The organism is Xanthomonas bonasiae (assembly GCF_014836395.1).
GTDB lineage: Bacteria > Pseudomonadota > Gammaproteobacteria > Xanthomonadales > Xanthomonadaceae > Xanthomonas_A > Xanthomonas_A bonasiae.
Map to the genome: position 1 here is coordinate 1 of NZ_JACSQX010000021.1, position 19569 is coordinate 19569.

At 65.3% G+C, this 19569-nt stretch carries 11 protein-coding genes; 8 read left to right on the plus strand and 3 right to left on the minus strand.

Annotated features, from left to right (window positions below):
* The first annotated feature begins 51 nt into the window (after positions 1-51).
* The 6 genes from H9658_RS21895 to H9658_RS21920 all read left to right on the plus strand — a co-directional run bounded on the left by H9658_RS21895 (position 52) and on the right by H9658_RS21920 (position 12989).
* Positions 52-6276: a non-ribosomal peptide synthetase gene (locus H9658_RS21895; protein ID WP_318241522.1), complete on the plus strand. Its 6225-nt coding sequence runs from the start codon at positions 52-54 to the stop codon at positions 6274-6276.
* Entirely contained in the window at positions 6273-7340 is a 1068-nt protein-coding gene (locus H9658_RS21900) for an ABC transporter permease (RefSeq protein ID WP_191826946.1), read from the plus strand. Before H9658_RS21895 ends, H9658_RS21900 begins: the two co-directional genes overlap by 4 nt.
* A 173-nt stretch (positions 7341-7513) precedes the next feature.
* Positions 7514-7810, plus strand: a complete 297-nt coding sequence (locus H9658_RS21905) for a hypothetical protein (RefSeq protein WP_191826947.1) — start codon at positions 7514-7516, stop codon at positions 7808-7810.
* Positions 7811-7821: 11 nt separating this feature from the next.
* On the plus strand, positions 7822-8862 hold the full coding sequence (locus H9658_RS21910; RefSeq protein WP_191826948.1) for an efflux RND transporter periplasmic adaptor subunit: 1041 nt from the start codon (positions 7822-7824) through the stop codon (positions 8860-8862).
* A gap of 74 nt (positions 8863-8936) precedes the next feature.
* The gene (locus tag H9658_RS21915) at positions 8937-11990 is read left to right on the plus strand and encodes an efflux RND transporter permease subunit (RefSeq protein ID WP_179564193.1); all 3054 of its coding nucleotides are present in this window, start codon (positions 8937-8939) and stop codon (positions 11988-11990) included.
* 183 nt (positions 11991-12173) lie between these two features.
* Positions 12174-12989: a 4'-phosphopantetheinyl transferase family protein gene (locus H9658_RS21920; protein ID WP_191826949.1), complete on the plus strand. Its 816-nt coding sequence runs from the start codon at positions 12174-12176 to the stop codon at positions 12987-12989.
* Between the two features lie 511 nt (positions 12990-13500).
* Here H9658_RS21920 and H9658_RS21925 read toward each other — a convergent pair.
* The 3 genes from H9658_RS21925 to H9658_RS21935 all read right to left on the minus strand — a co-directional run bounded on the left by H9658_RS21925 (position 13501) and on the right by H9658_RS21935 (position 17300).
* A complete protein-coding gene (locus H9658_RS21925; RefSeq protein WP_179564197.1) occupies positions 13501-13671 on the minus strand; it encodes a CsbD family protein in 171 nt (56 codons plus the stop codon).
* Between the two features lie 511 nt (positions 13672-14182).
* Positions 14183-16321, minus strand: coding sequence for a glycogen debranching protein GlgX (gene glgX, locus H9658_RS21930; RefSeq protein WP_191826950.1), 2139 nt, complete (start codon positions 16319-16321; stop codon positions 14183-14185).
* Positions 16322-16598: 277 nt separating this feature from the next.
* Entirely contained in the window at positions 16599-17300 is a 702-nt protein-coding gene (locus tag H9658_RS21935; protein ID WP_191826951.1) for a pirin family protein, read from the minus strand.
* 162 nt (positions 17301-17462) lie between these two features.
* Here H9658_RS21935 and H9658_RS21940 point away from each other — a divergent pair, with 162 nt between their 5' ends.
* Together H9658_RS21940 and H9658_RS21945 are read left to right on the plus strand one after the other, a co-directional pair.
* Complete coding sequence (locus H9658_RS21940; protein WP_179564203.1) at positions 17463-18389, plus strand: LysR substrate-binding domain-containing protein; 927 nt, start codon at positions 17463-17465, stop codon at positions 18387-18389.
* Between the two features lie 105 nt (positions 18390-18494).
* Positions 18495-19484 carry a DedA family protein/thiosulfate sulfurtransferase GlpE gene (locus tag H9658_RS21945; protein ID WP_179564205.1) on the plus strand — a complete coding sequence of 330 codons (990 nt, stop codon included), beginning with the start codon at positions 18495-18497 and terminating at the stop codon, positions 19482-19484.
* Positions 19485-19569: the final 85 nt, after the last annotated feature.

Here is a 19569-nt window from a genome sequence, read left to right on the forward strand (position 1 = left end):
CGCTGGTCGTCCGACGGCAGCCTGGAGTTCGCGGGTCGCAACGACTTCCAGGTGAAGATCCGCGGCTTCCGCATCGAACTGGGCGAGATCGAAGCCAGGCTGGTCGAATGCCCCGGCGTGGGCGAGGCGGTGGTGGTCGCGCGCGAGGAAGGCGGCGAGCCGCGGCTGGTGGCGTACTGCCTGAGCGATGGCGCCTCGGACGAGGGGTTGGACGCCGGTGCGTTGCGCGAGCGCCTGGCGAGCCAGTTGCCCGAGTACATGGTCCCGGCGGCGTTCGTGCAGATGCACGCGTGGCCGCTGACCGCGCACGGCAAGCTCGATCGCAAGGCGCTGCCCGCGCCCGACGACAGCGCCTATGCGCGGCGTGCGTACGAGGCGCCGCAGGGCGAGATCGAACACACCCTGGCGCAGTTGTGGAGCCAGTTGCTCAGGGTCGAACGGGTCGGCCGCCACGACGGCTTCTTCGAACTGGGAGGGCATTCGCTGCTCGCGGTACAGCTGAGTTCGCGCGTGCGCCAGACCCTGGGCGTGGAACTGCCGCTGCGGTGGGTGTTCGAAGCGCCGGTGCTGTCGCAACTGGCGCAGCGCCTGGCGACTGGAGAAGCCGCGCAACTGACCGCGATCGCCGTGGCCGAGCGTCGCACCCACATGCCGCTGTCGTTGGCACAGCAACGCTTGTGGTTCCTGACCCAGATCGATGGCGCCAGCGCCGCTTATCACTCGGCCGGAGCCTTGCGTCTGAGCGGCCGCTTGAATGTAGATGCACTGGAGCGCTCCTTGCGACGGATCGTCGCGCGCCATGAATCGTTGCGCACACGCTTCGTGCTGGTCGATGGCCAGCCGATGCAGAAGATCGATGCAGAGGCGACGCTGCAGCTGCGCTTCGAAGATCTGCGTGGCGAACAAAACCGCGAGGCGTTGCGCGCGGCCCGAGGCGAAGCGATCTACGCCGAACCCTTCGACCTGCGCACCGATCTGCCCCTGCGGGTGCTGCTGGTGCAGCTGGAAGACGAGGACTACGCGCTGTACGTAGTGATGCATCACATCGTCTCCGACGGTTGGTCGATCGGCGTGATGCTCAGTGAACTCGGCCGGCTGTATACCGCCGAGGTCGAAGGTGCGGCCGATCCCTTGCCGCCGCTGCCGATCCAGTACATCGACTATGCGCAATGGCAACGACAGTGGCTGGCCGACGGTCAACTCGAGCGGCAGACCGCGTATTGGCGCGAAGCGCTGGCCGGCGCGCCGACCTTGCTGGAAGTGCCGACCGATCGCCCGCGTCCGGCGCATCAGAATTTCGCCGGCGCCGCACTCGCAATCGATCTGGATGCGGGGCTCACCGCGAGCCTGAAAGCGCTGAGCCAACGCCACGGCGTCACGCTCTACATGACCCTGCTGGCGAGCTGGGCGGCGCTACTGGGCCGCCTGTCCGGCCAAGACGAGGTGGTGATCGGCAGCCCGATGGCCGGCCGCAACCGGGCCGAGATCGAGCCGTTGATCGGTTTCTTCGTCAACACGCTCGCCCTGCGGATCGACTTGGGCGATGAACCGACGGTAGCCGAGTTGCTGGCGCGTACGCGCCGACAAGTCCTCGATGCGCAGTCGCACCAAGACCTGCCGTTCGATCACGTGGTCGAAGTGACCAAGCCGGTGCGCAGCACCGCGCACACGCCGATCTTCCAGGTGATGCTGGCGTGGCAGAACCAGGACGAAGCGCGCTTGTCGATGCCCGGAATTGCGACAGAGGGATTGGCCCAGGACACCAGCAAGGCCCGGTTCGATCTGGCCCTGGACCTGGGCGAACGTGATGGCGCCATCGTCGGTGCGCTGACCTATATGACGGCGCTGTTCGACGAAGCGACCGCGGCCCGCTACGCCGGCTACTGGCAGCGTCTGTTGGCGGGAATGGCGCAGGACGAATCCATGGCCGTGGCGCGTCTGCCGCTGCTCGACGAAGCCGAGCGCATGCGCATGCTGCACGAGTGGAACGCGGCCCGCGAAACGCATCCGGAGTCGACCGTGCACGCGCTGTTCGAAGCGCAGGCACGGCGCACGCCCGATGCACCGGCGCTGATCTGCGAAGACGACACGCTCAGTTATGCCCAACTGAACCGTCGTGCCAACCAGGTGGCGCATCGCTTGGTCGCCCTGGGCGTACAGCCCGACGATCGGGTGGCGATCTGCACCGAGCGCAGCCTGTCGATGATCGTGGGTCTGCTCGGCATTCTCAAAGCCGGCGCGGCCTACGTGCCGTTGGATCCCAGCTATCCGGCAGATCGTCTGGCCTACATGCTCGAAGACAGCCGGCCCAGGGCATTGCTGACGCAAGCACAGGTGCACGCGCGCTTGCCATTGCTGCAGGCTGCGCAAGCGCCGGTACTGGTGCTGGACAACGGTAGCCTGGATGCGGCGGACGCGCACGATCCGAGCATCGCGGGTCTTACTTCGCGCCACTTGGCCTACGTGATCTACACCTCCGGCTCGACCGGTCAGCCCAAGGGGGTGATGGTCGAACATCGCTCGCCGGTCAATTTCTGGCGGGCGATGCGTCAGACCACCCATCGCGAGTTGGCGCCGAATTCGCGCGTTGCCTTGAACGCGGCATTCTCTTTCGACATGTCGCTGAAGGGCATTCTGCAGTTGCTGTCAGGCCACTGCGTGGTGCTGGTGCCGCAGGCGATCCGCGCCAACGGTCCGGCCTTGTTGGCCTTCTTCGATCGCTACCGGATCGAAGCGATGGACAGTACGCCGTCGCAATTGGAGGTACTGCTGTCTGCGGGCCTGCTCGAGTTCACTGGGCATCGTCCTACCAGCATCTATCTGGGCGGCGAGCCGGTGGGCCGCCGCATGTGGGAGCGCCTGAAGGCCTCGCCGAAGATTCACTTCCACAATATGTACGGCCCGACCGAATGCACGGTCGATGCGACCATCGGCAGCATCCGCGAGTCGCTGGGTGGCCCTGTGATTGGCAAGCCGATCCTCAACACGCCGGTGTATGTGCTCGACGCCTATGGCGAGCCGTCGCCGGTCGGCGTGCCCGGGGAGATGTTCCTCGGCGGCGTGCAGGTCGCGCGCGGCTATCTGGGGCTTGCGGAGCTGACCAGCGAGCGCTTCCTGCGTGATCCGTTCGCGATGCAGGCCGGTGCGCGCATGTACAAGACCGGCGATCTCGCTCGCTGGACCGCGAACGGCGAACTCGAATATCTGGGCCGCAACGACTTCCAGGTGAAGATCCGCGGCTTCCGCATCGAGTTGGGCGAGATCGAGGCCAAGCTGGCCGCATGCACCGGTGTGCACGAAGCGGCGGTCGTGGCGCGCGAGGATGCGTCGGGCGAGAAGCGGCTGGTCGCCTACGTGACGCTGCGCTCCGGGGCGACCTCGTCGATCGCCGACTTGCGCACGCAGTTGCTGTCACAATTGCCGGATTACATGGTCCCGGCGGCATTCGTGGTGTTGCCGTCGCTACCGCTCACCCCAAACGGCAAGCTCGATCGCAAGGCCTTGCCGGCGCCGGACGATGCCGCTTACGCGCGGCGCGAATACGAAGCGCCACAAGGGCGTGTGGAAACCGCGCTTGCGACGATCTGGGCCGACTTGCTGCACGTCGACCGGGTCGGCCGTTCCGACGATTTCTTCGAACTCGGCGGTCACTCGCTGATGGTGTTGGTGGTGATCGACAGGCTCGCGGCCCTGGGCATCGAGTTGAAGATTCCCGACATCTACCGGCTCGGCACGGTGCAGGCCATCGCGGCCGCGATCGAGGCCGATAGCGATGCGGCCGCCGCCGACCTCACGATGGAAGCGTGGCTGGATCGTCGCGGCTGGAGTTACCGTGCCGAAACCGTCGAAGGGCGTCGGACCCTGCGCCTGTCGCCGGCCACGCCGGCCGACATTATGGCGTTGAAGAAGTTCAGCGCTTCGCTGAGCGGCGCGGCGAATCCGAGCCGTATCGTCATCGGCGAGGAAGCGCCCGCGGCCAGCAACGCACGCTTCGATCAACGCGCGTTCCTCGCAGACCTGGACGCCTCGCTTGCGCAAAGCGAACGCGCCATCCGCGCGGCGGGCGTCGCCGAACGGTATGCCTTCAGCGAAGTGCAGAAGTCCGGCATCGAATGGCACGATCGCGTCTCCCAGCACGTCGTGCCGGTGAACGGCTGGTGGTCGGCGGATGAGTTGCGCGCTGCGTTCGCCGTGCTCGTGCGCAGTCAGGACATGCTGCGTGCGGCCGCCGATCTCGACACGTTGAGCTGGGACGTGCTGGAACCGGCGGCGTTCCGTGCCGACGACGTGCCGTGGCTCGACCTGCGCCAGCTCTCGTCCAGCGATGTCGATGCTGCCTGGCCGGCGATCGTCGCCGCGCTGCATCGGGCGCAGTCGACGTCACGCCTATGCCATGCCGCCGTGCTGCTGTCGCACAGCGATACCGAACATCGCTTGCTGATGGTGAACGATCACCTGATCAGCGACGGCCGCTCCTTCGAAGCCATCGCCGACGGGCTGCGTCGGGTCCTGATCGGGGACGGCGAACCGACCCGGGGCTGCTATCGCGAGTTCGTGGCGGCGTGCGCGCAGGAACACGATCCGTCCTTGCTCGACCGGCTGGCGCTCGGGCTGGACAACACGGGCATGGCGCAGGCGACGCGGGCCACCGCCGATGCACTCGCGGCGAATGCGGATCAGCCCACACGCATGTTGGTGATCGAAATGCCGGCGGCATCCTCCGACGGCGCGGCCAAGCAAGCCTTCGATCTGTTCCGCACGCTGGTCGCAACGGTCACCGGGCTGGACCGCTTCGCGATGGCGATGACCCATCACGGAAGACAACTGGCGAACCGCGGGTTCGCCGGTCAGTTCGGCCTGTTCCTCGACAAGATTCCGGTCGCCGTCGGCCCGGAGAGCGCGCTCGAGGATGCGATCGAACGCGCCAACCTGCTGCATCGCCAAGGCGTTCGCTTCCTCGACTGGTATCGCTCCGGCGACGCCCGCGTCGCGGGAACGCTGGCTTCGGCACAGAGCGAAGTCGCCTTCAATTTCCAACGTGTCGCCGGCCAAGGACTGGACCACTCGCATGTCGACTTCCAGGCGCTGCACGCCAAGATCGAAGCCGTGCAGGGCGTCGTGTTCGACGCCTACGCCGGCAGCGAAAGACTCGACGCCATATTGGTATTCAAAGGAAGCAGTGCGATGGTCGAAGAAGTGAACGCCTTGATCGCGTCGGCGGGAGGGATGCTCCGCACCGCAGACGCCAGCGCCGGCGCCGATCCGGTACCTGCGCCTGTACTGGCGGCGGCACCGATCCTTGCGGTGTTGGCGCCGTCGGTCGCAGTCGCGGAACCTGCCATCGTGGTGCAGGACGTGTACAAGCGCTATGGCGATGTCGAGGTGGTCAAGGGCCTTACCTTCAGCGTGCCAAAGGGGACTTGCTTCGGCATCCTCGGCCCCAACGGCGCCGGCAAGACCTCGCTTCTGGGCATGATCGAAGGCATCGTTCCGATCACCTCCGGCCGTATCACCATGCTCGGCATGGACGTTGGCACGCAGATCCGCAAGATCCAGCCGCGGCTCGGCGTGCAGTTGCAGAGCAGCAACTACTTCCAGTTCCTCACCGTCGAGGAATTGCTGACCTTCTACTCGCAGTACCGCGCCGCGGCGAGCGGCAAGCGCAGGCTCGACACGACCGCACGCTTGCTCGATCGCCTGGATCTGGCCGACAAGATGAAGTTCAAGGTCGACGACCTGTCCGGCGGGCAGAAGCAGCGCCTGTCGATCGCGATCGCCTTGCTCGGCGATCCGGACATCCTGTTCCTCGACGAACCCAGCGCCGCCCTCGATCCGCATAGCCGTCGCCATCTGTGGGAGTTCATCGAAGAACTCAAGCAGGAGCGCACCCGCACCATTGTGCTGACCACGCACTACATGGAAGAGGCCGAGCGTCTGTGCGACGAGATCATGATCATGAATCAGGGGAAGATCGTCGATCGCGGCGATCCGAAGTCCCTGGTGGCGCAGTTGAACGCGACCCAGCAGGTCGTGGTCAAGCTCGGCATCGGCGCGCCCGGTGAAGAGATCGCCGTGGAAATGGCGCCGAAGTTCGTCGCGACCTGGGACGCCTTCACCGACTCGCTGCGCATCCCCACCGACGACGTGACCGGCGCGATCCGCCAGATCCTCTCCATCACCGAAGCGCGCGGCGTCGCGGTGGCCGGCATACAGGTCGACCGTTTGAATCTGGAAGACGTGTTCTTGAACAAGACAGGGAAGGAACTGAAGTCATGAGAACGGTTTGGGTGTTCTTCAAATTGCGCATGCGCCAGCTGCGCTACGACAAGGTGGCGCTGGTGTTCTGCTATATCTTCCCGGTGGTGCTGCTGCTGGGTATCGGCTATCCCTTGGAGTTGTCCGGCAATCACAAGATCAAGGTCTCCTACCTGGAAACCGAGATCGCGCCGGCCGGAAAGTCCTTGGTCGACGCGCTCGGCAAGCAGGACCTCGTCCACGTCGTGCCCTTCGTGGGCGAGCGCGGGCAGGCCGAGAGCGCGCTCAAGAACAACGAGATCCAGCACCTGCTGAGCGTGTCCGGCTCCTCGGAAGGCGGGCCGGCGAACGTGACGATCGAAAGCAACTCGCTGGAAGAGAACCGAATCTCGGCGATCGCGCTGGCGTCGATCCTGAAGGCGAACGCCTCCGCCTCGCCGGCAGCCAACCTGCGCCTGCAGAACGTGCAAGTAAGCCGGCGCTCTTCCTATCTGGCCACCTTGTTGCCGGGCCTGATCGGGATGACGATGCTGGTGATCGGCTTGAGCGGTTTCGGGTCGGTGCTGATCGGCGAGGAAAGCGCAGGGCTGTTCAAGAATCTGAAAGCCATCGACGTTTCGCCGACGCCGTTCTTCGCCGGACTGTTTCTCTCGCGCGTATTGGTCGCCTACAGCGTGGTCGCCGGCATGCTCGCCGTCTCGGTGCTCGGGCTCGGCGTGTCGGCCGACATCAACTATCCGTTGCTGTTGCTGGCGGTGACCATGGGCGCGACGACCTACCTCGGCATCGGCCTGATCGTTTTCCTGTTCAGCCGCTCGGTGATGGCGTTCAGCGGCATCGTCAGCTTCATCCAGGTGCCGATGCTGTTGCTCGGAGGCGCGTTCTTCTCGATCAAGCTGTTCCCATCCTGGTTGCAGCCGATCGCCGAGCATTCGCCGTTGGCACCATTCACCTCGATCCTGCGCGAGCTGATGTTCGGTGGCGTCGGTTTGCGCGACGTCTCGCAGCTGTATCCGTCGCTGATCACCATGTCGATCTGGATGGTGGTGATTCTGTTGCTGGCGCGCTGGAGATTCCGATGGTGAGCGCTGCGCCTGTGTGGCGGATAGGCGTGGGCATCGTCGTGCAGGTCGACGGAATATTCATGCGCGGCCGCAGCAGGCGCGGGGCAGGGCGGCATGGAGGGTGTGCCGTACGAAACGAACGGCAGCGGCGATTATCGCATCCGGATATGAGAGACAGTCCCCAGTTTCGATCCATGTATGCCATCAGTTGGGTGCAAATGACGGGTACATCCATTGATATTGGCAGTGCTGGTGTTGTGGCTATCTACAGCACCATTTATCTAGCGCAGGGAAGTGCGATGGATCACACGCTCGGAAGTTCTCACGTCGTCTCGTTCGCTCCGCCATCGTCGGCACAGCTGGCCGCGCTGGCGACGGAGCGTCAAGAGGTGGCCGCCGCGCCGACACAGGCGCAATCGCCGCAGCGGTTCGATGTGCACATGTCGCTGGCTCGTTCCTACCGTTCAAATACCGAAGTGGCCTCGCCATGAAAATGCGTCCCATGATCTACGCTGTAACCTTGCTTGGCACCGGTTTGGTGTTGGGGCTTTTGCTCAGCGGCCGGCCCGCGAAGTCTGCCGTCACCACCAACCAAGCCACGCCGCCACTGACGGTCAGCATCGTCAAGCCGCAACGCAAGGCGCTGGCCGAGGCGGTTTCCGTGGTCGGCGCGACGCGCAGCCGCGAGAACGTACCGGTGATCCCGCAGTTGTCGGGCCTGCAGGTGCAACGCGTGGAAGCCGAGGTCGGCGACTACGTCAAGGCCGGGCAGGTATTGGCGGTGCTGGACGGCAAGGGCATGGGGATCTCCAGCAACGAGCTGCGGTCGGACTTCGAGCGCGCGCAGGGCGACTACGAGCGCATGCGCCTGTTGCTGCCGCAGCAGCTGGTCAGCGTGGAGTCGTTCAAGCAGAAACAGGCGGATTTCGAGGGCGCACGTGCGCGCTACGAGAACGCACGACTGAGCGTGCAGCGCACCAGCGTAGTCGCTCCGGCCGCAGGCTTCGTCTATCGGCGCACCGCCGAGATTGGCAATCTCACCAGCGATAGCGTCGCCTTGTTCGAAATCGCGAAGGACGGCGAGATGGAGATGGATGCCAGCGTGCCCGAAGCGGTGGTCGTGCGTCTGAAGCCGGGCATGAGCGCGAGCGTCAAGCTGGCCGGGCACGCCGAGCCCATCTCCGGCGAGATTCGGCTGATCACCCCGAACGTGGACAGCACCACCCGTTCGAGCGAAGTGCGGATCCGTCTGCACACGCAAGACGTCGTTCCGGTCGGCATCTTCGCTCAGGCGCGCATCGACCTGGCGCAGGTGGAAGGCTGGACGATTCCGCGCACGGCGATGCAGCAGGATTCGCTGGGCAGCTATGTCTGGCGTGTGGGCGACAAGGGCCTGGTGTCGCGCATGCCGATCACGCCGACCTTGCAGACCGTCGACGAAGTGGTGGTGTCGGAATCTCTCGGCGATCTGCGCATTGTGGCCAAGGCCGGTCCGTTCCTGCGCGAGAAGGACAAAGTGCTGATCGCCGACGCGAGTCGCTGACCGCGCGCGTCGATGATCCAGGTACCGCAACGCTCCACCTGCCGCACTTCCTCATTGGATAGAGACCTTTCGAAATGAACTTCGGCTTCTCCACCTGGGCGATCCGCAATCCGGTGCCACCGATTCTGCTGTTCGTCATGCTCACGCTGGCGGGCATCGTCGCCTTCATGCAGTTGCCGATCACCGCGATGCCCAACGTGGTCACGCCTGTCGTCGACGTGTTGATTCTGCAGCCAGGCGCGACCCCCACCGAGCTGGAGACGGAGACGACACAGAAGGTCGAAGATGCGGTGGCGTCGATCCCGGGCATCAAGCGCATCGTGTCGACAGTGACGGAAGGCCAGTCGACGACGCAGATCGAGTTCAACCTCGATATCGGCGTCGACCGCGCGACCAACGACGTACGCAACGCGGTAGCCGCGATCCGGCAGAATCTGCCGGCGACAGTACGCGAACCCATCGTGCGCCGCGCTAGCGATACCGGCCGGCCGGTCGGCATCTACATCGCCGAAGCGCCGGAAATGCCGATGGAAGACCTGAGCCGGTTCGTCGACCAGACGGTCGCGCGCGAACTGCTTACGGTCAAGGGCGTATCGCGTGTCGACCGCAGTGGCGGCAGCGATCAGGAAATCTCCATCGTGCTCGACCCGGCGATACTGGCGTCGCTCGGAATCAGCGCAGCCGACGTCAGCCAGCAAATGGTGGCCAGCAACGTCAATTCTCCGGGCGGACGCTTCACCCTCGGCGCGACGGAATACGCGTTGCGCACGATCGGCCGCGCCGACAGTCTGGATGCCTTGGCGGGAACGCGCATCGCGGTGCCGGGCGGACGCAAGGTGAAGCTGTCGGACATCGGTGTCGTTTCCTACGGCCCGTCGGAGGTGCGCAACATCACCAAGGTCGATGGTCGCCCGGCGGTGACCTTCATGGTCTACAAGGATCCCGCCATCAGCGAGGTCTCGGTCGCCAAGGCGGTACGCGAGCGTCTGGAAGCGTTGTCGAAGACGGGTGGGGTGAAGTTCCGTGTAGCCTTCTCGGATATCGATTTCGTCGAGATCGGCTATCGCGCGACGATGTTCAACTTCTTCGAAGGCGCCATTCTCACCGTGCTGGTGGTGTTTTGGTTCCTGCGCAATCGGCGCGCCACCTTGATCGCGGCGCTGACGATCCCGTTGTCGATCATTCCCACGTTCCTGGTCATGCAATGGCTGGATTTCAGCTTGAACATGATCAGCCTGCTGGCGATCACCTTGGTCACCGGCGTGCTCGTCGATGATGCGATCGTCGAGGTCGAGAATATCGACCGGCATATGCGCTCCGGAAAATCGGTCATGCAGGCGGCGATCGAAGCCTCGGAAGAGATCGGCCTGTCGGTGATCGCGACGACCTTGGTGATCTGCGTCGTGTTCATTCCAGTCAGTTTCATGGGCGGGCTGCCGGGCCTGTACTTCCGCCAATTCGGTCTGACCGTGGCGGTCGCCGCGTTCTTCTCGCTGATGGTGGCACGCTTGCTGACGCCGATGTTGGCGTCGCGACTGATGAAAGTGCCGACCACGGATCATCCGCAGGACGGCGCCTTGACGATCCGATATCTTGCGATCGTCCGATGGACGCTCAAGCACCGCATCAAGACGCTGGTGATGGCGCTGCTCGGCGTGGTCGCTTCGTTCGGGCTGGTGCCCTTGTTGCCGCTCGGCTTCATGCCGTACGACGATTACTCGGTCTCCAGCATCACTCTGGAAGTTCCGCGCGGCAGTACCATCGAGCAGACCGATCAGGCAGCGCAGCAAGTCGCCGCAGTGGTGAGCAAGCACGCGGAGGTCGAGTACGTCCTCACCCTTTCCGGCGGCGCCGACGGCGCGGTCAACAAGTCGCGGATCTACGTCAAGCTGGTTCCTCCAACCAAGCGCGACATCAGCGAGCGCGAATTCACCACGCGCGTCTATCCGGAGATCGCCAAGCTGGCCGACATGCGGGTCAGTTTCGACAGCCTGTCGGGTCGAAAGGACGTGTCGATCGCGCTCGTAAGCGACGACGATCGCGCGCTCACCCGCGCGGCCGATGCGGTGAAACGCGACATGCAGAAGATTCCCGGGCTGATCGGCGTCGATACCAGCGTCGGCCAGGAGCAGCCGGAAATCGTCGTGCAGATGGATCCGCTCAAGTCGGCCGAGTTCGGCATCACCGCGCAGCAGGTCGGCGAGGCCGTCAGCACCTCCACGATCGGCGACGATATTCCGCGCCTGTCCAAGTTCAATTACATGAGCAGGGAAATTCCGGTGCGCGTTCGCCTGCCGCGCGAATACGGCACCGATCTGGGCATCTTGCAGAATCTCAAGCTGCGCACGGCCGCTGGCGACAGCGTGCCATTGGCGTCCGTGGCCACGCTGCGATTCGGCAAGGGGCCGGCCACCATCGAGCGCTACGACCGGCAGCGTCGCATCGATCTGCAGGCCAATCTCGACGGCGTCGCCCTCGGTACCGCGATGGAGGCGGTCAACGCCTTGCCATCGATCAAGCACCTGCCGCCGGGCGTGCGTGTGCTCAATACCGGCGACGCCGAGTTCGTGAACGAGCTGATGGTGAGTTTCCTGAAGGCGCTCGGTACCGGTCTGTTTCTGGTCTATGCGATCCAGGTCTTGCTGTATCGCGACTGGTTGCAGCCATTGGCGCGGATGATGGCGTTGCCGCTGTCGATCGGCGGCGCGTTCCTGCTGCTGTTCGCGACCGGCATGGAGTTGAGTCTGCCTGCCTTGCTCGGCATGCTGATGTTGATGGGTATCGCCGATAAGAACTCGATCCTGCTCGTGGATGCCATGTTGGAGAACATCCGCGAAGGCGTGCCGAGATTCGACGCAATCATGCTGGCCTGCCGCGCCCGTGCGCGCCCGATCGTGATGACCTCGGTGGCGATGACTGCGGGCATGCTGCCGTTGGCGTTCGGCGTATCGCTGGACTCCGCGTTTCGCGCGCCGATGGCCATCGCGGTGATTGGTGGACTGATTTCCTCGACCGTGCTCAGCCTGATCCTGGTCCCGGTGCTCTTCAGTTTCGTTCATGACATCGAGCTGTGGCTCGCGCGGAAATTTGGTCCCAAGGTGCAGGCGATCGTGTCCAGTGCGGCGTGATCGGGTGCATGACGAGCGACGAGCCAATGGGAGGGGCGAGTGGCGATGCATGGGCAATCGCTGTTGCCGCAATGCAATCGGCGTGCGGTGCCTTGGTAGTGCGCGCTTGCCGAGCTGATCCGATGGCGTTTCTCATGGAGCATCTCATCCACTCCGTCTTGCTGGCGTGCGAAACCTGGGGTCATGACGAAAGTCGAACATAGATGCCCATCCGTGCTGAACATTCCGCCAGGGGTTGGCGGGGCGGGCATCGATGTCTGGCTCGCGTTCTATGACGACATCGCCGAAGACGCACTTGCCGGCATTCTGCCCTTGTTGAATGCGGACGAACGCAGTCAACACGTGCGGTTCTTGCTCGAAGATGATCGCAAGCGCTACCTCGTGACCCGTGGCATGGCGCGTACGGTGTTGTCCAAGTATGTGGATGTGTCGCCGGAGGACTGGAGTTTTCTGAAGGATGGCTTCGGGCGTCCACACATCGCGGATCGGCATGGGGTTGATGCGTGCAGTCTGTCCTTCAATATCTCGCATACGCGTGGGTTGATCGCCATGGCCGTTACCTCGCGCCGCGCGGTGGGCGTGGATGTCGAGCAGATCGTGGCGCGGCAGGTGTCCATGGGAGTGGCGAACAGCAATTTCGCCCCCGAGGAGATCGCCGATCTCGCCTGCGTGCCTACCGATCAACAGCAGGATCGCTTCTTCGAGTATTGGACCTTCAAGGAATCTTACGCCAAGGCGCGCGGTCTGGGGATGTCCATGCCGTTGGAGAAATTCGGCTTTCGGTTGGGGGACGGACGCTCAGTGCGGTTGGTGGCAGATCCGAGCCTGGACCACGACGTGAGCCGCTGGCGCTTTTGGCAATGCCGGCCCACGCGCGATCACTTGTTGGCGCTTTGCGTGGATGTCGGCGATGACGCGGTGCCGCAGGTCATCATCCGCCGCTGGATTCCAACTGGCGCGCATGCCGTGCTCGATCTGGAGTTTCTGAAGACCTCGTGAGAGATCCGGATGATTCAAGTGCTCCGTGTCGAGCGGGGTGCTCGCGTATGCCTCTGGCCCGCGAGTGCGAACGCTGGTTCCGGAAAAGCTGTGTGACTGGCAAGGAAGATTCGCCGCTATGGGCCGACTGGACATGAGGCCCTTGCCTTGGCTGCATTTGGCTGATGCGAAAGAGCGCGCCGGCGCAGTCTGGCCGCTACGAATCGACTGTGACCAAAACGGGGGCAGATCCGAAGATCTGCCCCATGTCAACGCGAGTACGCCGGTCTGGATGGATGCCGACAACCGGAACTTCGTCAAAGGCGTGTTATGGGCGATACGCCCGGCCACGCCTGGCCCATTACTGCAAGCCGCTGTCCGCGTGCATCATCGCGAAACTCCCTGGAGCGCCGATGGCTTGGCCCTGGCTGTGGTGCTCGAAACCGGTTGCTCGGGATCCAAGCAAAGACGCCTCGAAGCCATCGTTCAAAGACTTGCGCCCAGCGAGGTCTTGGAAGCGCTGCGGCGCTGCTCAGTGGCGAGCGTTGTCCCGTGCCTTGCCGACTTCGCTCTGAACCTTGCCTGCGCCCTTCTGCAGTTTGCCTTCGACTTCCTTCAACTTGTTGCCGGTGACCTTGCCGACGACTTCCTTGACGGTGCCCTTGACCTGGTTCTTGGCGCCTTCAGTGCGATTCTTATCCATCGTTGACTCCGCGAGTAAGTTAGAGCCCTTGAGCGGGCATCGCCAAACTGCGCGTGCAGCGGTATGGCGCGAGTGAAGATTGGGCGCAGTCGGAAGTGCCGTTTAATCGCTGGAAAGTTTGGGCGCCGAGGCGATGCTTCGGTCCGGTTCTCGTGTCGTCCATGGGCGCAGCCTGCACGCGATGCCATGGGCCATGGCGCTGCGCTGTTGCGCATCGGCGTTGGCTCCCGGGATCGTGCGTCTTGACGTGTCCACAGGCGTACAGACAGCGGCGAGCGGGTCGCTGCGATGGTCGGAATGCTGGAATCGTGGCTTTGCGATCCGCCAGCTTTGGATAAGACTGGCGATGACCTATTTCCGCTTTTTCCTCCTCCTTGGATGTCCGATACCAGCCGCCAGATGCGGCGTGCCGACTATTCTGAAGGCTGGATCCGGGCTGCGCTTTCCGCGGCTGCAGCACGCCGCATGCGACACCCGGCTACCGCTCGCGGCCTCCGGGTGGCGCATGTCGTCACTGAGGCTGCGACGCTTGGCACTCGAACACGCTGACGCTGCGCGGCGGCGCCAGGAACTCGCTGGCACCTGCGGGCATGCTGTCGATCTGCAATGCGTCGTCGGTGGACAGCACCAGCTTCCAGTGCAGTTCCTCCTCCGACGAGGGCAGGGTGAAGTTCACCCCTTCGTGGTAGGCGTTGATGACGATCAGCAGCGTGTCGTCGTTGGCCAGTTCCCTGACCCCGGAGGTCTGCGCCTTGCCTTCCAGCAGCAGCCCGACCACGCGGGCGCCGGCATCGGTCCAGTGCGCGTCTTCCATCTCGGTGCCGCCGGGATTGAGCCAGGTGAGATCGCGCACGCCGGCTTCTTCGTTGTACTGGCCGTTGAGGAAGCGCCCGCGGGTCAGGATCGGGTAGCGCTTGCGCAATGCGCTCAGCGCTTTCACGAACTCGGTCAGCCGGCCTTCGGTTGGGTCGTTGTCCCAGTCTAGCCAGGTGATCTCGTTGTCCTGGCAATAAGTGTTGTTGTTGCCTCCCTGGCTCTGCGCGCGTTCGTCGCCGGCGAGCAGCATCGGCGTGCCTTGCGCCAGCAGCAGCGTGGCCAGCAGGTTCTTCATCTGCCGCTCGCGCAGTTGCAGGATCTCGGCGTTGTCGGTCGCGCCTTCCTCGCCGTAGTTGCAGGAGCCGTCGTTGGACGAGCCGTCGCGGTTGTCCTCGCCGTTGGCGTCGTTGTGCTTTTCGTTGTAGCTGACCAGGTCGCGCAGGGTGAAGCCGTCGTGCGCGGTGATGAAGTTGACCGAGGCCCAGGGCCGGCGGCCGCGGCGATCGAACAGGTCGGCCGAGCCGGTGAAGCGGGTCGCGAACTCGGCGAGCATGCCGTCGTCGCCCTTCCAGAACGCGCGTGCGTTGTCGCGGAACTTGTCGTTCCACTCCGACCAGCCCGGCGGGAAATGCCCGACCTGGTACCCGCCCGGGCCGCAGTCCCACGGTTCGGCGATCAGCTTCACTTCCGACAGCAACGGATCCTGGTTGCACGCATCCAGGAAGCCGCCGCGCTGGTCGAAGCCGGTGGGTTCGCGGCCGAGGATGGTGGCCAGGTCGAAGCGGAAGCCGTCCACGTGCATCTCGCCGGCCCAGTAGCGCAGCGAGTCGTTGACGAACTGGATCACCCGCGAGTTGCTCAGGTTCAGCGTGTTGCCGGTGCCGGTATCGTTGATGTAGTAGCGCTTGTCTTCGGCCAGGCGGTAGTAGCTGGCGTTGTCGATGCCGCGGAACGACAGGGTGGGGCCCAGTTCGCTGCCTTCGGCGGTGTGGTTGTAGACCACGTCGAGGATGACCTCCAGGCCCTGGCGGTGCATGGCCTTGACCATGTCGCGGAATTCGTCGCGATGGCCGCTGGCCAGGTAGCGCGACTTGATCGCGAAGAAGCCCAGCGTGTTGTAGCCCCAGTAGTTGCGCAGGTCCTTGTCGAGCAGGTGCTGGTCGTCGAGATAGGCATGCACCGGCAGCAGTTCCACCGCGCTGACGCCCAACTCCTTGATGTAGCGCAGCACCGGTTCCTGGGCCAGGCCGGCGCAGGTGCCGCGCAACTCCTGCGGTACCTGCGGGTGGCGCATGGTGTAGCCGCGCACGTGCGTCTCGTACACCAGGGTGTCGCTCCACGGGGTCAGCAGCCGGGCATCGTCGCCCCAGTCGTAGGTGTCTTCGACGACCACGCACTTGGGCATGAACGGCGCGCTGTCGCGTTCGTCGAAGCTGAGGTCGCCATCCGGATGGCCGACGGTGTAGCCGTAGAGTTCGTCGGCCCAGATCAGGTCGCCCTCGATCTCGCGGGCGTAGGGGTCGAGCAGCAGTTTGTTGGGATTGAAGCGATGGCCCTCGCTGGGCGCGTACGGGCCATGCACGCGGTAGCCGTAGCGCTGGCCGGGCTTCGCATCGGGCAGGTAGCCGTGCCAGATCTCGTTGGTGTACTCGGGGAGGTCCAGCCGCGTTTCCGTGCCGGATTCGTCGAACAGGCACAGCTCCACGCGCGTGGCGTGCGCCGAGAACAGGGCGAAGTTGGTGCCCTGGCCGTCGAACACGGCGCCGCGGGGGAAGGGGCGGCCCTGGCGGATGCGCGAGGGGGTGGCGTAGACGGCGCTGGTGGGGTGTCGCATCGGTGCAGGGCTCTTGGCCGGCATGCCGGCGTGTGGGGAAGAACGCAAGCATTGACGCGGATGCCGTGCAGGACGCGTCACGGCCTGTCGAGGGGCGCGTGAGGAGCGGGCATTGCGGCACCGGATCCGTGCCTGGCGTTGCGATCGGCGCGCTGCGCGGTGGCTGCCAGTGCCGCCACGGATGCGCGCTGCGCCGTGCGAACACGCAGAACCCGCCATCGGGCGGGTTCTGCGGGCGCCGCCTGTGCTGCGGCATCGGTCGGGCCGGCGCTGCGGCTCAGCGCGGCAAGTCGAACAACAGGAATTCCGTGTCCCGCGCATCGGCGAAGGTCAGCTCGGCCTCGTCGACGATCTGCGCCGCGTCGCCGGCCTGCAGCGCCTGGCCGTTGACCGTCAGCGAACCGCGGATGACCTGCACGTAGGCGCCGCGCCCGTCGGCCAACACATGGTCCACGCGTTCCTCGCCGTCCAGGATGGCCGCATAGATGCGCGCATCCTGGTGGATCCGTACCGCGCCGTCCTCCCCCTGCGGCGCGGCGATCAGGCGCAGTTGGCCGCGCTTGGTCTCCGGGGCGAAGTGCTTTTCCTCGTAGCCGGGTTCGATCCCGGCGCGTTCCGGCAACAGCCAGATCTGCAGGAAGTGCACCGGCTCGCTGGCGGAGTGGTTGAACTCGCTGTGGGTGACCCCGGAGCCGGCGGTCATGCGCTGCACGTCGCCATAGCGCAGCACCGAGCCGTTGCCCATGCTGTCCTTGTGCTCCAGCGCGCCGTCGAGCACGTAGGAGAGGATCTCCATGTCGCGGTGCGCATGGGTGCCGAAGCCCTGGCCCGGCTGCACCCGGTCCTCGTTGATCACCCGCAGCGGTCCGAAGCCCATGTGGCGCGGGTCGTGGTAGTGGCCGAAGGAGAAGGTGTGGCGCGAGGACAGCCAGCCGTGCTCGGCGCGGCCACGGGTGTCGCTGGTGCGGATCTGCAACATGGGAAGCTCCTGGTAGTGGCGATATGTGCAAGTGGATCGATAAGGCAGGGCGGTGGCGATATCTGGTTGATTTCGTGGCCGCCTTGCGGTGAGGGAAAGTATCCGCACTGTCGCCGGGTTTGAAAAACGGATAGATTCGGCACCTATCATCGAAAAATTCGAATGCTCAAGATCAGCCTCGACGCGCTGCAGATCATCGACGCCATCGACCGCCGCGGTTCGTTCTCGGCCGCCGGCAAGGCGCTGTACAAGGTGCCGTCCACTATTTCCTACACGGTGGCCAAGCTGGAGGAGGACCTGGGCGTGCAATTGTTCGATCGCCTGGGTCCGAAGGTGGCGCTCACCGCGGCCGGGGCCGAGCTGTTGCGCGAGGGCCGCCACCTGCTGCGCGCGGCCGGGGACCTGGAACTCCGCGTGCGCCGCGTCGCGTCCGGCTGGGAGACCGAGTTCGCGCTGGCGTTGGACTCGGTATTCGCCCCGGACTGCCTGGCCGAGGACATCGCCGCGTTCTATGCGGTCGCCGACCAGACCCGGTTGCGGATCGTGCAGGAATCGCTGTCCGGCACCTGGGAGGCGCTGCTGGACCGGCGCGTGGACCTGCTGGTCGGCGCGGCCGGGGAGGGGCCCAGCGGCGGCGGCTATGTGGCCGAGGCGTTCGGCACGCTGTCGTTCGTGTTCGTGGTCGCGCCCACGCATCCGCTGGCGCAGGCGGCCGAGCCGCTCGGCCGCAGCCAGCTGGCCGAGCATCGCGCGATCGCGGTCGCCGATTCGGCACGGCGGCTGCTGCCGCGCACGGTCGGGCTGCTGTTCGGCCAGGATGCGCTGACCGTGCCGGACATGCGCAGCAAGTACCGGCTGCAGGTGGCGGGGCTGGGCTTCGGTTTCCTGCCCGAACCCTACGCGCGGGCGGCGCTGGCGCGCGGCGCTCTGCTGCGCAAGCAGGTCGAGGAGCCGAAGCCGGACGAGGTGTTCCAGTTGGCGTGGCGCAGCGGCGAGGAGGGTGCGGCGCTGGCCTGGTGGCGCGCGCGCATGCGCCAGCCCGGGGTGTTCGAGGCGTGGCTGGCGCGGCTGCAGGCGCGATTGGACTGAGTGTGGGCGGGTCTGTTCCGCTGGTGAGGCGGCATCGCGCGCGCCGGGCGGCGATGCCGGGAGGATAATGGCGCATCCCTCTCTCCCCCAGGCGCAGGCTCGGCCATGCAGGAACTGATCGCGCGTTACGGCCTGGGCCTGGTCTTCGTCAACGTGCTGGCGTTGTCGCTGGGCCTGCCGGTGCCGGCCCTGCCGACGTTGATCCTGGTCGGCGCGACCTATGCGCTGCTCGATGGCAGTGCGGTGTGGAGCAGCCTGCTGGCCGCGCTGTCGGTGTCGATCGTGGCCAGCCTGATCGGCGACCTGGTCTGGTTCGGCGCCGGCCGCCGCTATGGCAACCGCACGCTGCAGTCGCTGTGCCGCCTGTCGCTGTCGCGCGATACCTGCATGAAGCAGACCGAGCGCTTCTATACCCGCTGGGGCGTGCGCGTGCTGGCGGTGGCCAAGTTCGTGCCCGGCCTGTCGATGGTGTCGGTGCCGATGGCCGGGGCGATGCGGGTGCGGCCGGGCGCGTTCCTGCGCTACGACGCGCTGGGCGCGGCGCTGTGGGCCGGTTGCGGGCTGCTGCTGGGCCTGGCATTCGCCGACCAGGTGCAGGACGTGCTGGACTGGCTGAGCCTGCTCGGCTCGCGCGCGGTGCTGCTGCTGGCGGGCGCGCTGGCGCTCTATATCGGCTATCGCGCGTGGCGCCGGCATGCGCTGCTGAAGTCGATGGAGACGCTGCGCATCGACGTCGACGAGCTGTACGCCCTGATGCAGGGCGAGGCGGTGCCGGTGCTGCTGGACATCCGCGCGCCGGGATATCGCGCGCTCGAGCCGTATGCGATTCCGGGCGCGATGGAGGTGGACGATCGCCGTATCGACGCCATCGTCGAGGCGTTGCCGCGCGATCGCAAGATCGTCATCTACTGCGCCTGCCCGAACGAGGTGTCGGCGGCGGTGTTGGCTACGCGCCTGCGCCAGCGTCACTACGAGGACGTGGTGCCGCTGCGCGGCGGGCTGGATGCGTGGCGTGCCGCGGGCTATGCGGTGATCGAACTGGGCGGCGGCGCGGCAGCGCCGGCGGCCGACCTCGGCGGCAAGGTCGCCGCGTAAACGCGCGCGCTTGCGGCGCGAGCGCGGGCAAGCGGAAATGCAAAAAAAAACGACAAGCGCAGGCTTGTCGTTTTTCATCTGACTG